Annotated in this window: 10 protein-coding genes and 1 pseudogene; 2 read left to right on the forward strand and 9 right to left on the reverse strand. The window is 73.9% G+C overall.

Annotated features, from left to right (window positions below; all coding sequences use genetic code 11):
- Nucleotides 1-37: 37 nt before the first annotated feature.
- A complete protein-coding gene (locus KCH_RS01960; RefSeq protein WP_035858410.1) occupies nucleotides 38-865 on the reverse strand; it encodes an SDR family oxidoreductase in 828 nt (275 codons plus the stop codon).
- A 129-nt stretch (nucleotides 866-994) separates the two neighbouring features.
- Between KCH_RS01960 and KCH_RS01965 the strand changes: the two genes are divergently transcribed.
- Together KCH_RS01965 and KCH_RS01970 are read left to right on the forward strand one after the other, a co-directional pair.
- Nucleotides 995-1,675, forward strand: a complete 681-nt coding sequence (locus KCH_RS01965) for a TetR/AcrR family transcriptional regulator (protein WP_063750098.1) — start codon at nucleotides 995-997, stop codon at nucleotides 1,673-1,675.
- A 106-nt stretch (nucleotides 1,676-1,781) separates the two neighbouring features.
- Nucleotides 1,782-2,756, forward strand: coding sequence for an SDR family oxidoreductase (locus tag KCH_RS01970; RefSeq protein WP_035858411.1), 975 nt, complete (start codon nucleotides 1,782-1,784; stop codon nucleotides 2,754-2,756).
- Here the strand turns inward: KCH_RS01970 and KCH_RS01975 are convergent.
- The 8 genes and pseudogenes from KCH_RS01975 to KCH_RS02010 form a co-directional block, all read right to left on the reverse strand.
- Nucleotides 2,747-3,795: pseudogene (locus KCH_RS01975) on the reverse strand (helix-turn-helix transcriptional regulator). The gene KCH_RS01970 and the pseudogene KCH_RS01975 overlap by 10 nt on opposite strands.
- A gap of 116 nt (nucleotides 3,796-3,911) precedes the next feature.
- A complete protein-coding gene (locus tag KCH_RS01980) occupies nucleotides 3,912-4,424 on the reverse strand; it encodes an SMI1/KNR4 family protein (RefSeq protein ID WP_084223119.1) in 513 nt (170 codons plus the stop codon).
- Nucleotides 4,425-4,503: 79 nt separating this feature from the next.
- The gene (locus KCH_RS01985) at nucleotides 4,504-6,351 is read right to left on the reverse strand and encodes a DNA/RNA non-specific endonuclease (RefSeq protein ID WP_035858415.1); all 1,848 of its coding nucleotides are present in this window, start codon (nucleotides 6,349-6,351) and stop codon (nucleotides 4,504-4,506) included.
- Nucleotides 6,348-6,992 (reverse strand): sensor domain-containing protein, encoded by a 645-nt coding sequence (locus tag KCH_RS01990; protein WP_035858417.1) that lies wholly within the window; start codon nucleotides 6,990-6,992, stop codon nucleotides 6,348-6,350. The genes KCH_RS01985 and KCH_RS01990 overlap by 4 nt, the downstream gene beginning before the upstream one ends.
- A 349-nt stretch (nucleotides 6,993-7,341) precedes the next feature.
- Nucleotides 7,342-7,569, reverse strand: coding sequence for a hypothetical protein (locus KCH_RS01995; RefSeq protein ID WP_035858419.1), 228 nt, complete (start codon nucleotides 7,567-7,569; stop codon nucleotides 7,342-7,344).
- 61 nt (nucleotides 7,570-7,630) lie between these two features.
- The gene (locus KCH_RS43175) at nucleotides 7,631-9,646 is read right to left on the reverse strand and encodes an LppU/SCO3897 family protein (RefSeq protein WP_035858421.1); all 2,016 of its coding nucleotides are present in this window, start codon (nucleotides 9,644-9,646) and stop codon (nucleotides 7,631-7,633) included.
- A complete protein-coding gene (locus tag KCH_RS02005) occupies nucleotides 9,643-10,494 on the reverse strand; it encodes a protein phosphatase 2C domain-containing protein (RefSeq protein WP_035858423.1) in 852 nt (283 codons plus the stop codon). Before KCH_RS02005 ends, KCH_RS43175 begins: the two co-directional genes overlap by 4 nt.
- Before the next feature lie 108 nt (nucleotides 10,495-10,602).
- Complete coding sequence (locus KCH_RS02010; protein ID WP_035858424.1) at nucleotides 10,603-11,286, reverse strand: vWA domain-containing protein; 684 nt, start codon at nucleotides 11,284-11,286, stop codon at nucleotides 10,603-10,605.
- Nucleotides 11,287-11,381: the final 95 nt, after the last annotated feature.

Here is an 11,381-nt window from a genome sequence, read left to right on the forward strand (position 1 = left end):
GCTGGGCCGGGCCCGGGTGGTCAGAGGGCCCGGGTGGTCAGAGGGTCAGGGCGGTGGGCTGGGCGTCCGGGCGCATGGCGGCGTCGGTGCCGCCGTCGACGAAGAGGGTGGCTCCGGTGGTGAACCGGGCTTCGGGGCGCAGGAACTGGTGCACCCAGAAGGCGATGTCCTCGGGCCGGCCGAAGAGGCCGAGCGGCATCGGGGTGGGGAAGGCGTCGGGGTCCGGTTCCTGGCCGGCGCCGGTGGAGCCGAGCATCAGCGGGGTGATCACTGCCCCCGGGGCTATGACGTTGAGCAGGACGCCCTCGCGGGCCCACGTCGGGGTGACGGCCGTGCGGCGCACCCAGCGGGCCAGGGCGAACTTGGAGGTGGCGTAGGCGGAGATGCTCGGTGCGCTCTGCATCATCTCGGCGGGGAGCGCCGTCTGCGCGGCCCGGGCGTGGTCGCGGGCTGCCGGCTCGTCGCCCGCGAGCAGCAGGTCGACCAGCTTGTCGTCGATCATCGGGACGGTGGTGGAGGAGTTGGAGCCGATCACCACGGCGCGGCCCGCCGCGGAGCGGGCGAGGGCCGGGCGGAGCCCCTCCAGCAGGGCGACCGGGCCGAAGTAGTTGATGGCGGCGACGGCGCCGGCGTCCTTCATGGCGGGGCCGACGCCGGCCACGGCGGCGACGCCGTCCAGTCGGCCGTCGGCGGCGTCCAGGATCTGCTGGACGGCGGACCGGCGGCCTTCCGGGGTGCCGAGGTCGGCGGTGATGTCGGCGTCGTGGAGGTCGACGCCGATGACGGTGTGCCCGTTCTCGCGGAGGACGGCGGCGCTGGCGGCGCCCATTCCCGAAGCGGAGCCGGTGACGGCGTAGGTACCCATGGTGCGAGCCTCTCGATCACTGTGCGCGGGAGCGCGGGAGATCGGCGGGGGCGTTGCCGCCCGGGTCCGCCAATCGGTTTTCAATCACTGATTGGATGGTAACCCGAGCTCCCGTGATGCAATGGCCGCATGCCCGACGACGCAGCCCAGAGCACGCCCCCGAACCGGATCCCGGCACCGGCGGAGGCACCGGCACCGGACCCCGCCACCACCCGCGACCGCCTGCTCGCGGCCGCCGAGCGGCTCTTCCTCCAGCGCGGGGTCGGCCAGGTCTCGGTGCGGGCGATCAACGCCGAGGCCGGGCTCAATCCGGGTGCGGTGCACTACCACTTCGGCTCTCGGGAGGGGCTGGTCGCGGCACTCCTGGGGCGCGAGCTGCTGCCGCTGTGGCAGGACCGGCTGGAGGCGGCCACCCTCCGCCCCGACGCCGCCGCCACCGGCCCGGCGCAGGTGCGGACGCTGGTCACCGCCGTCGCCGGGCCGTTCGACGAGCTGGTGCGCACCGAGCGCGGCCGGATGCTCTGCCGGCTGCTCGCCCAGACCATGCTGGCCGCCGACCGGCCGCTCAGCGGTTCCCCGTGGGCGGGCACCGCCCCGTTCGAGGTGGTCCTCGGCCGGGCCCTGCCCGAGCTGACCGTCCACGAGATCACCGACCGCTGGCGGCTCGCCTTCACGGCCCTGCTGGAGACCTACGGCCGCCCGCTCGCCACCGACGCGGCCTCCGGCCCCGTCCCGTCGTTCCCCGAACTCTCCACCGTGGTCGCCTTCCTGACGGCCGGTCTGACGGCCCCTCGGCCGGACGCCGGCTGACGCTCCCCGCAGTGTGCTGCGGCCCTTCGGTGTCGGTATCGGGGTGGAGTTGTGAAGGAGTAAAAGGTGACGGGTCTTGTCACCTTTGGCGGCGATCGTTGAAGGCATGGAGAACACGAACAGTGCCGCGCCCCGTGACAGCCTTCCCGCCCTGCCGCTGGCCGGCCGGATCGTCCTGGTCGCGGGCGCGACCCGGGGTGCGGGCCGCGCGCTGGCGGTCGAGTTGGGCAGGGCCGGGGCGACGGTCTACGTGACCGGACGGACGACTCGCGCGCGGTTGAGCGAGGTCGGCCGGGCGAGCGAGACGATCGAGGAGACGGGAGAACTGGTGACGGCGGCCGGTGGGGTGGGGATCGCGGTGCCCACCGACCACCTGGACGAGGAGCAGGTGCGGGCGCTGTTCCGGCGGATCGAGGAGGAGCACGGCCACCTCGACGTCCTGGTCAACGACCTGTGGGGCGGCGAGCGCCTGACCGCCGAGTCGATCTTCGGCAAGAAGAGCTGGGAGACACCGCTCGCCGACGGGCTGCGGATGCTGGAACTGGGCGTGCGCTCGCACGTGATCACGGCGGCGCTCGGCCTGCCGCTGCTGGTGCGATCGGCCGCACCGCTGCTGGTGGAGGTCACCGACGGGACGGCGGAGACCAACCGCCGGTACCGGGAGAACGTCTACTACGACCTGGCGAAGAACGCGCCGATCCGGATGGCCTTCGGACTCGGCGAGGAGCTGGCGGAGTACGGCGGCGCGGCGGTGTGCGTGACGCCGGGCTTCCTGCGCTCCGAGCAGATGCTGACGCACTTCGGCGTGGCGGAGGAGAACTGGCGGGACGTCATCGCCGTCGAGCCGGCCTTCGCGATCGCGGAATCGCCGCAGTACCTCGCCCGCGGGGTGGCCGCGCTGGCGGCCGACCCGCAGCGGGCCGAGCGGTGGAACCGGAAGTCGACGTCCAGCGCCGAACTCGCCCGGGTCTACGGCATCACGGACGTGGACGGCAGCAGGCCGGACGCCTGGGCGTACTTCGAGGCGGTCGGCGAGCGCGGCGAGAAGGGGGATCCGGTCTCCGCCGACGACTACCGCTGACCCTCGGCGGAACCGTCGTCCCGGGTCTTCTGCTCCCCGGCGTCCGGGTCCTCCTCGCGGTAGCACGCGGCGAGGGCCCGGGCCTGGCGGGCGAAGCGGGCGCGGAGACCGGACGGGGCGAGCACCTCGGCCTCCGCGCCGAGCGAGGACAGTTCGGCGAACGCGATCTCCTCGGACTCGACGGCGAGTTCGAGGGTGACCCGGCCGGCGGCGTCCGGCGGCGCGGCGGCGGCCAGCGCCCGTCCGGCCGCCGCCCGGTCGGTGACCTCGGGCAGGCGGCGCGCGCCCGCCGGGGTGAGCCGCACCGTGACGGTGGCGCGCAGCAGCGACAGGGCGAACCGGGCGCTGTGCTCCTCCCAGTACGCCGCCAGGTCGAAGGACGGATCACGGGTGAACGCTCCGTCAACCGGCGTGCGCAGTGCGGTGATCCGGTCCGCGCGGAAGGTCAGGAAGGCGCCGCCCGCGGCGCCGGGAGCTCGGCCCACCAGGTACCAGACGCCCGCCTTGAGGACCAGCCCGTACGGTTCCACCCGGCGGGCCGGCCCCGGCTCGCGGCCGGGGCGGGTGTAGCCGAACTCCACCGCGAGGTCCGCCCAGAGCGCCCGGGCCAGGTCCGGCAGCAGGTCGGGGGCGGACGGCTCGCGGAACCAGGCCGGCGCGTCCAGGTGGAACCGCCGGGCCGAGGACTCGGCGGCCGCCCGAAGGGAGGGCAGCAGCGTCGCGGAGAGCTTCAGCCGGGCGGTGTCCGCGGCGTCGGAGAGCCCCAGGTCGCGCAGCGCGGACGGCAGCCCGGACAGGTACAGGGTCTCGGCCTCGGTGGGGTGCAGGGTGGTGAGCCGCGTCCGGTGGCCGGGGGCGAGCCGATAGCCGCCGGCCCGCCCCGCTCCGACCGCACCGGGATCCCGGCCCCCTGCAGCGCCTGCACGTCGCGGATGACGGTCCGTTCGGACACCTCCAACTCCCGCGCCAGTTCGGCGGCGGTGAGCCCGGGAGTGGACTGCAGCAGAAGAGCCATGCGGATCAGGCGGGCAGCACGCATGCCCCCCAGCATCCCCCACCCGCACCCCGGCCCCCGCACCGGCGTCCGCCGCACCGCCCGCGGACCGCTGCCGCGCCCGGCCGGAACCCTGTCCCGGCCGGGCGGGAGCGCGTCGCTCAGCCGCCGATGTACGAATCGGACCCGTACTGCTCGGCGTCGCGGCGGTACTGGTCCTGCCAGTGCAGGAATTCGTGGCCGCCGCCGCCGCGGAGCTTGCCCTGGAGGTCCGGAGGAAGACCTTCGGTGCAGGCCCTGGCCAGGAACTCCACCATTCCGTACGGCAGGACCGTCAATCCGTCCTCGTACACGCACACCGGCCACTCGGCGCTGGACTCGCCCTCGATGCGCCACAGGTAGGAGCCTCCGCCGCCGTCCACGCCCCAGTGGATGTACGCCTCACCGTCTCCCAGGTCTCTGGCCATGTACGGCTCGGCAGCAGCCCGGCGGAACGTCCCGGTGAGCTCCAGGATGCTCGTGTTCTGGTGGCCGGGTGCCGTCGCCGGTGCCGCGATCAGCAGGAAGTCGTCCAGCAATCCGGCACCGTAGACCGCGAGGAAGTCCAGGTAGTCCGGCGGCAGTCGGACTCCCAGCGCGGCCTCGGCCGTCGCCACTCCCGGCAGGTCCGGCACCGCTCCTTCCGCGGTGGCCGGCGAGGGCGGAAGAACCCGCCGCAGACGTTCGAGTGCATTGCTCGTCATTGGTTCTCCCCTAATCCGTCGGGCCGGTCGGAACCGGGCCCACCGGAGTCATTCGACTGTCGAACACGCGGCCGAGGTTGTACCACTGGCCGTTCTTGACACTCCAGATCTTGTTCTCGATCACGACGTCCTCCGTGTCGATGCCCCGGGTTCCGTCGGGGTAGACCCCGTGAGCGCTCATCACGAATTCGTACGGGACCGTCCTGTTCCCGGCGTAATGCGGTGTCACCGTGTAGCGGACGACTTGCTTGTCGGCGATCGCATCGGAGACCTCGCCCTCGATCTTCGCCATGTGGGGATTCATCCCCGGGTCGCCGGTCGCGTTCGGAGCGGCGTTCGCCGCCCTGGAACAGGTGGCGAGGTTGTCCAGGTCGGTGCCGCTCCCGCTCAGCCGTTTGGCGAGCAGGTGGCAGTTGTTGATCCACTTCGAGGGATCAGTGTTTCCCAGGAAGCCGTTGTACCTCCCGGCCCAGTTGTACCCGGGCGGGCGGGGCGTCGTCTGGGTGCCGGTGCCCTCGTGCGTGCTGAGGTAGTCCGTGTCGAGGCAGGCGTTCATCTGGGTCGCCCGGTTCCCGTTCGCGCTGTCCCGCTTGCCGAGCTCGACCCATCCCTTGCCACCTCGGCGGCAGTCCTCCGGATCCCGCCGCTGCTCCCCTCCGTCCGGGCCGGAGCTCGGCAGGGACCCCGCGGAGGCGGCCGCGTCCTGGAGCGTCGTGATCCCGTCGATGAGGAGCCGTTCGCCGTTGCGGTACGCGACGAGCCCTCCGGGCGCGAACGATTCCGGAGCCGGAGCCGCGGCCGGGGCTGCGGCGGGCGCCCGGAGCCGGAGCGCCGTGTAGTGCCCGTTGGGTTTGCGGACCAGGCCGTCGTAGCTGAAGGAGGGGCTCGTCATGGTGGCCGCCCGCGCGGCGGGGAGTTGCCTGATGGCCTCGGGTGTCAGGTACGCGGTTCCCGGGCGCACGTCGACCGTGCCGCCGGCCTGCTTGCCGTAGTCCTTCAGGGCGGAGATCCGCGGCTGCTGGTAGGGGGTGTCGCCGGTGTCCTCGCTCTGGCTCACGGACCGGTTGCCGGCCTGCGGGGCCGGGGCGGGCGCGTCACCGCCCTGGTCCATGGCCGCTGCCGGATTCGGTGCGGCGGTGGCGAGGTTCTGGATCGCCTGCGCCATCTGCCCGAGCAACTCCTGCCTGCGGGCTTGGAGTTGCTGGGCCTTCGTCTTGAGGTCGGAGGCCTTCGTGTCGTTCGCCTTGGACGCGGCGTCGAGCTGGGAGGACCGGGCGTCGACCTGCGAGGCCTCCTGCCGGATCTGGTTCTGCTCGCCCTGGATCTTGTCCTCGACGGCGTTCTCCTGGTTCTTCCGGGCCTCCAACTGCTGCGCCTCGCCGTCGTAGGCGGCGGCGGCCTGCGCCTGCGCCGGCATCTGGAACTCGTGCTGCTTGCCGTTGTGGGCCGCGATCTCGCCGTCCAGGGCCTTCGCCCGCGCGTTGTGGCCGTCGATCTCCTGGTTCACCGCGGCGACCCTGGCGTTGAGCGCCGCCTTGCTGTCGCGGATGGCGGCGGCCTCCTTGAGGATCCGCTCCGCCTCGGCGACCACGGCCTTCTCCTGCTGCGCCATCTCCGCGGCCTGCCGGTTCGCCTCATCGAACTTCGCCAGCATCGTTGCCACGGCGGCCTCGAAGCCCTGGGGCGTCATCAGCTGCGCGGGGGCGAGCGTGCCCGCCTGTGCCGTGGCCGCCGCGGCGGGGGTCGCCGCGACCGTCTGTGCTCCGAGGGCGAGGATCGGCGCCAGCGATGCCACGAGCGCCATCAGCACGAGGTGGACGAGGCGGCGCGCGGCCGCCCTGCGCCGGGGCGGGGTCATCCGGTCACCTTCCCGGCGAGCTCGTCGGCGAGCTTCGAGGCGGTCGACGCCCCGTCACCCGCCTGGCAGACGGCGACCTGCAGCAGGCTCGCGCCCTTCACCCGCGCCTGGTGGAAGCAGGCCCAGTCCCCGGCGCCGTCCTGCGCGGCGGCCCACACCACGGCGGACTCGGTGGCGGGGCGCGCCGTGTAGGTCCACTTAGAGCTGCGCCCGGCCTGGTCGGTGACCGTGGCGGAAGAACACCTGGCGAGGCCGTCGGTGAGCCGCTGCAAGGCGGTGCCGGCCGTGTCGGCGTCCGGGAAGACGCCGAGCGTCTGGTTCACGCTGTACGCGCCGGAACCCCCCGCGTCCTGGTAGGTCGCCGAGAGGAAGGCCTTCCACGCCGGCCCGTAGACCGACTGCGTGGTCGGGCCCGCCGCGACGGCGCAGTCCGAGGGCGCCGCGTTCAGCGCGGCGTGCGGCCGGCCCGACTGGGACCCGGCGACCACCGTCGTCCCGGCCAGCCGGCTGACGCTGTCGGCGCCGAGCAGGTCCGCCTGGACCGTCCCGGCGGCGACGTGCGGCGGAATGCCCGTGGGCTGCTCGGGCCACAGCCACCAGCCGACACCTATGAGCACCAGGCAGGGCAGCACCGCGGCCACCAGCAGCCGCCAGTGGCGAAGTACCCCGGTTCCCCGGCGCGTTGCCCGCGCCCCGGAGGGCGTCGCCGACGCAGGCGCCGACGCGACCGGCGGCGTGGGCGGCGGTGTGCCCGGGCCCGACGGCCCGGCCGGCGTCGCGGGTGCGGGCGGCGCCGTGGCAGGTGCCGCAGCGGCCGGCACGGCGGCCGGCGCGGCAGGTGCCGTCGCCGTGCCGCCGCCGGGGCCGAGTCGGGGCGGGACCGCGCGTGGCGTCTGCTGCCAGGTGGGCGGTGCGGGTGCGGCCGGGTCCTGGTTCCAGTAGTGCTTCGTCATGACGTCCCCCTGGTCGTGGTGTTCGGGTCGGTGCCGGTCATCGGCTGCACGCGGCGGCGAGGACGAACAGCAGGAACAGGACGGCGAGGATGCCGAGGCAACCGATGCCGCCCTCGGGGTTCTTGGTGTTCGCCTCGACCGTTCCGCCGGGGCGCAGGCCGGGGTGGCGGTCGGTGTAGTGCGCGATCTGGGCCCGCTCGCCCTGGGACTCGGTGCCCCAGGAGGTCTTGAAGCCGCACTCGCCGCACCGGTAGCGGTATGCCATGTCAGGTCCTCGAACTTCGTTGGTGGGATGGCCGGTTGGTCGATGCGCAGCGATGGCGGGGTCAGCGCCAGCGCCAGCAGACGGTGTAGCCGAGGTCGGGGAACTCGTTGGAGCGCCAGTAGGTGGAGGCGTCCTGGCCGCAGAACGCGGGGTAGTTGGGCGTGCTGGTGCGTCCGGTGACGTAGACGTTGGAGCGCTCGCAGCTGCCGACGTCGGTGAAGGTGGAGCCCGACTTGAGCAGGCAGGTGCGGACGGGGGCGTAGCCCGCGTCGTCGGGGAACACCATGGACAGGCACTGCAGGACGTCGCGGTCGGCGCCCCTGGGGCCGGGGACGGTCCGCCACTGGTTGTAGTGGGGCCAGCCGTCGCACTTGGAGTGGTCGCCGGTGCCGGTGTAGACGGCCAGGACCTTGAAGGCGCCGGTCCGGCAGGACAGCAGCGACCACTGGCCCCCGCCGGACGGTCCGAAGACGCAGTCGCCCTGCCGGGCGTGGTACGAATCCCCGCCCGGGCTCTGGTAGCTGAGGCAGAGGACCCTCGAGTAGCGCTTGGAGCTGACGCTCTCGTCGTTGCCGGGCACGTTGGCGCAGCCGTCCAGGTCGGTGCTGCCCTCGTTGATCCGGACCACCTTGAACGCCCCGGCGGCGCAGGCGGTCGGGCTGAGGTCGGCGTGGTCGCTGGTGCCGGTGTCGTGGAAGCAGTCGCCGACGGTCGCGGTGCCGACCGGATCGGTCGGGCTCGGGCTCGGCGTGGGCGTGGGGGTCGGGGTCGGTGTCGGTGTCGGGGTCGGAGTTGGCGGGCGGGTGCTGGTGACGATCGGGTCGGGCTGCGGGATCCGGTAGGAACTGCCGGCCAGACGCGTCGGGTGAGTGCCCGTCAGCGGTTGGCTGTCAGCGGCCGAGCGGGCGCCGACCGGGTGGGAGTCGCCGTCGTAGCCCACCACCAGCACCAGGGCCACGACGGCGGCGAGACCGAGGAGCACCTTGCCGACCCGGGCGGCCACGCTGCCCGCGCCCGCGCCCGGCACGGTGACCGGACCGGCCGAGCCGCCCGAACCACTCGAACCACCCGAACCACCGGACCCTGAAGCGCTGTTGACCCGTGTCCGCGAGGCCCCCGCCCCGGCCGGAGGCTTCCGCTTCGACCCGCCGGACGCCTTCGACCCGCCGGAGGCCTTCGATCCCTTGGCCGCCTTCACCCGGCCGGCCGCCGAGGCCAGTCGCTCGGCCCAGGCGGCGGGCGTCGGCCGGGCGGCCGGGTCCGTTCCGAGCGAGCTGCGGGCCAGGTCGCCGAGGGCCGGGTCGATCGCCGCCAGGGCGGCCGGGTCGGTCGTGCTCTGGTCGCGGGCGAAGAGGCGGACGGCGAGCAGCGCGAGCTTGTAGGTGTCGCTGTGCCGTGTCGCCCGTTCCTCGCCCGCGGGGACGTGCCAGTCCGGGGTCTCGACCTGCGGCAGCACCGTCGCGAGGTCGGTGCGGGCCGCGTCGCAGTCGATGAGGAAGCATTCGGGCTGCGGGGTGAGGGCGAAGAGCAGGTTCTTCGGGGAGAGGTCGCCGACGGCGATGCCGAAGCGGTGCAGGCGGTCGAGGGTGGTGGCGAGGTCGGCGAGCAGCAGCAGCCGGTCCCGGTCGGTGACGGTCAGTCCGATGCCGGCGACGTAGGTGTCGTCGTTGAGGAGGTACTCGAGGGTGGCGAGCCTGGGCGGGCCCTGGTTGCCGGCTTTCAGGGTCCGGAGCGTGAAGCGGAAGCGGTCGGGGACGGCCCGCATCAGGAATCCGCAGGTCCGTCCGCCGCGCCGGACCACGGCGGCCGGCCAGGCGGTCTTCTCGCACAGCCAGCGGCTCTGTTCGCCGGTCAGCCGTCCGGGCAGCGCGACGGCGGCGGCCAGCGCGGCGTCGTCCACCTGCGGCAGCACCGCGGGGGCGTACTCCTTGTAGACGACCTCCCAACCGCCGTCGGCCGCCGCCTCGTTGATGCGCTTGTTGCGCACCTGGTGGACCGTTCCCTGGCCGCCCCGGCCGAGTTCCGCGCCCAGGGTGAGGGTGGCGAACTCGACCGGGGCGGCCGGCCGGGAGCTCACCTGTGCCCCTCGGTGCGGGGCCAGATCGCCAGCAGGGTGCGGTCGTCGTCGAAGGTCTCCCGGGTGAAGTCCAGGACGTGGCCGAGCCACAGCGGGGGCGGCGGCACGGCGAGTTGACGGGCGAACAGCTCTCCGACCCGGCCGTCGCCCTCGCCGAGCGGGTCGCCGAAGCCGTCGGTGCCGACCAGCAGCGTCCACGGCTCGGTGAGCCGTCCGACGGCGGTCTCCGGCTGTGCGGGGACCAGCGGGAGCGGGGAGACCTCGTTGCTGACCAGCGGCTCGCCCGGGGCGGCCTTGCCGCCGAACAGCGGGTGGTAGCCGCCGCCGGCCCGGTCGAGGAGCCACGCCCCGGAGTCGCCGATCCGGAAGAGTTCGGCCTCCAGGGCGTCGCCCGCGGTGCGGACCGCGCCCGCCACCAGGGTGGTGGCGTACAGCCGGGCCACCTCGGCGGCCTGCGGCGCGGGGGCGCCGAGCCGCCACCGCGCCAGTTCGCGCAGCCGTTCCGCGGCGAAGGCCGCGACGTCGGTGCTGTCGAGCCGCTCCGGGTTCCGGTCGAGCTGGTGCAGGATGCGTTCGACGGCGGCCCGGCAGGCCTCGACGGCGCCCTGGTGGGATTCGGCGGCGCTGGACACGCCGTCGGCGACCGCGAAGACGATGCTGCCGGTGGCCTCGTGCACGGCGGCGCGCGCCGCGTCCTGGCGCGGCTGCCGGTAGTAGCGGTGCTTGGCGCCGCGGACGGACGCGAAGCGCAGGGTGAGCCGGTCGGTGGACCAGCCCTCGCACTCGCTGTCGGGGAAGTCGAAGGCGTACTGGCTGGGCGGCCGGGCCTCGAAGTCCAGGCCCGGCACGTCGACGGTGATCCGCTGCCAGGGCGCCGGGTCCGGCCGGGTCGCCGGGGGCGGCCCGGCGGGCCTCGGGGCGGTGCGGGGCCGGGCCCGGCCCGGTCGTCCGGGGCGTCACCGGCCGACCTCGTCGATGGCCATGGTGAACTGGTCGGGCCGGTTGACGACCAGCTGCGGGTTGGCCGAGTTCAGGGCGTGGCCGGAGGCCACCAGGCTCATGGTGAGCGAGTGGAAGAACTCCGAGATCGCCCGGCCGATGTCGGTGCCGGACTTGGCGAGGAAGGCGAACTCGGGCCGGGTCGCCACGTCGACCATGGTCTGCGCCCGGGCGTCGCCGAGGCCGCAGGCGATGATGTTCGGCGCGGTCGGCGTGCGGTCCCGGTCGGTCAGCTCCGCGTGCGGCGCGTGCCAGGACGAGCCGTCGGTGGGCTGGCCGTCGCTGAGCAGGAAGACCACCGGGCGGTGCACCCGGTAGCCCTCGCCGCGCAGCCACTTCACGTCGCCGGGGATCCGCTGCAGCAGGTCCTCGAAGACGGCCCGGTAGTTGGTCACCCCGCGGATCACCAGCCGGGGCACCGTGGTCTCGGTGCGCATGTCGGCCACCGCGAGCCGGACCTGGACGTCGTCGGAGAACCCGAGCACGGCCAGCCGGAGCTTCGCCGCGACCATCGGCTCCGCCCGCAGCCCCTCGCACAGCGACGCCACCCCGTCCCCCAGCTCCCGCTGGTACGGGGCCATCGAGCCCGACTCGTCGGCCACCACGTAGGCCGGCAGCAGGACGCCCTTCGTCTCCGCCATCGCAAACACCGCCTCTTCACAGTCACGTACGGGTGTCGCGGACGGGGCGGCCCGGGCCGCACGACACCGTGCGCAGGGGCCGCGGAACCGCCGTC

It is taken from the genome of Kitasatospora cheerisanensis KCTC 2395 (genome assembly GCF_000696185.1).
GTDB classification, from domain to species: Bacteria; Actinomycetota; Actinomycetes; order Streptomycetales; family Streptomycetaceae; genus Kitasatospora; species Kitasatospora cheerisanensis.

What these genes read in the sequence shown, in the direction of transcription:
- KCH_RS01965 (WP_063750098.1), top strand. Translation starts at nt 995, where the DNA reads ATGCCCGACGACGCAGCCCAGAGCACGCCCCCGAACCGGATCCCGGCA.
- KCH_RS02010 (WP_035858424.1), bottom strand. Translation starts at nt 11,286, where the DNA reads ATGGCGGAGACGAAGGGCGTCCTGCTGCCGGCCTACGTGGTGGCCGAC.
- KCH_RS01985 (WP_035858415.1), bottom strand. Translation starts at nt 6,351, where the DNA reads ATGACCCCGCCCCGGCGCAGGGCGGCCGCGCGCCGCCTCGTCCACCTC.
- KCH_RS01970 (WP_035858411.1), top strand. Translation starts at nt 1,782, where the DNA reads ATGGAGAACACGAACAGTGCCGCGCCCCGTGACAGCCTTCCCGCCCTG.
- KCH_RS01960 (WP_035858410.1), bottom strand. Translation starts at nt 865, where the DNA reads ATGGGTACCTACGCCGTCACCGGCTCCGCTTCGGGAATGGGCGCCGCC.
- KCH_RS01995 (WP_035858419.1), bottom strand. Translation starts at nt 7,569, where the DNA reads ATGGCATACCGCTACCGGTGCGGCGAGTGCGGCTTCAAGACCTCCTGG.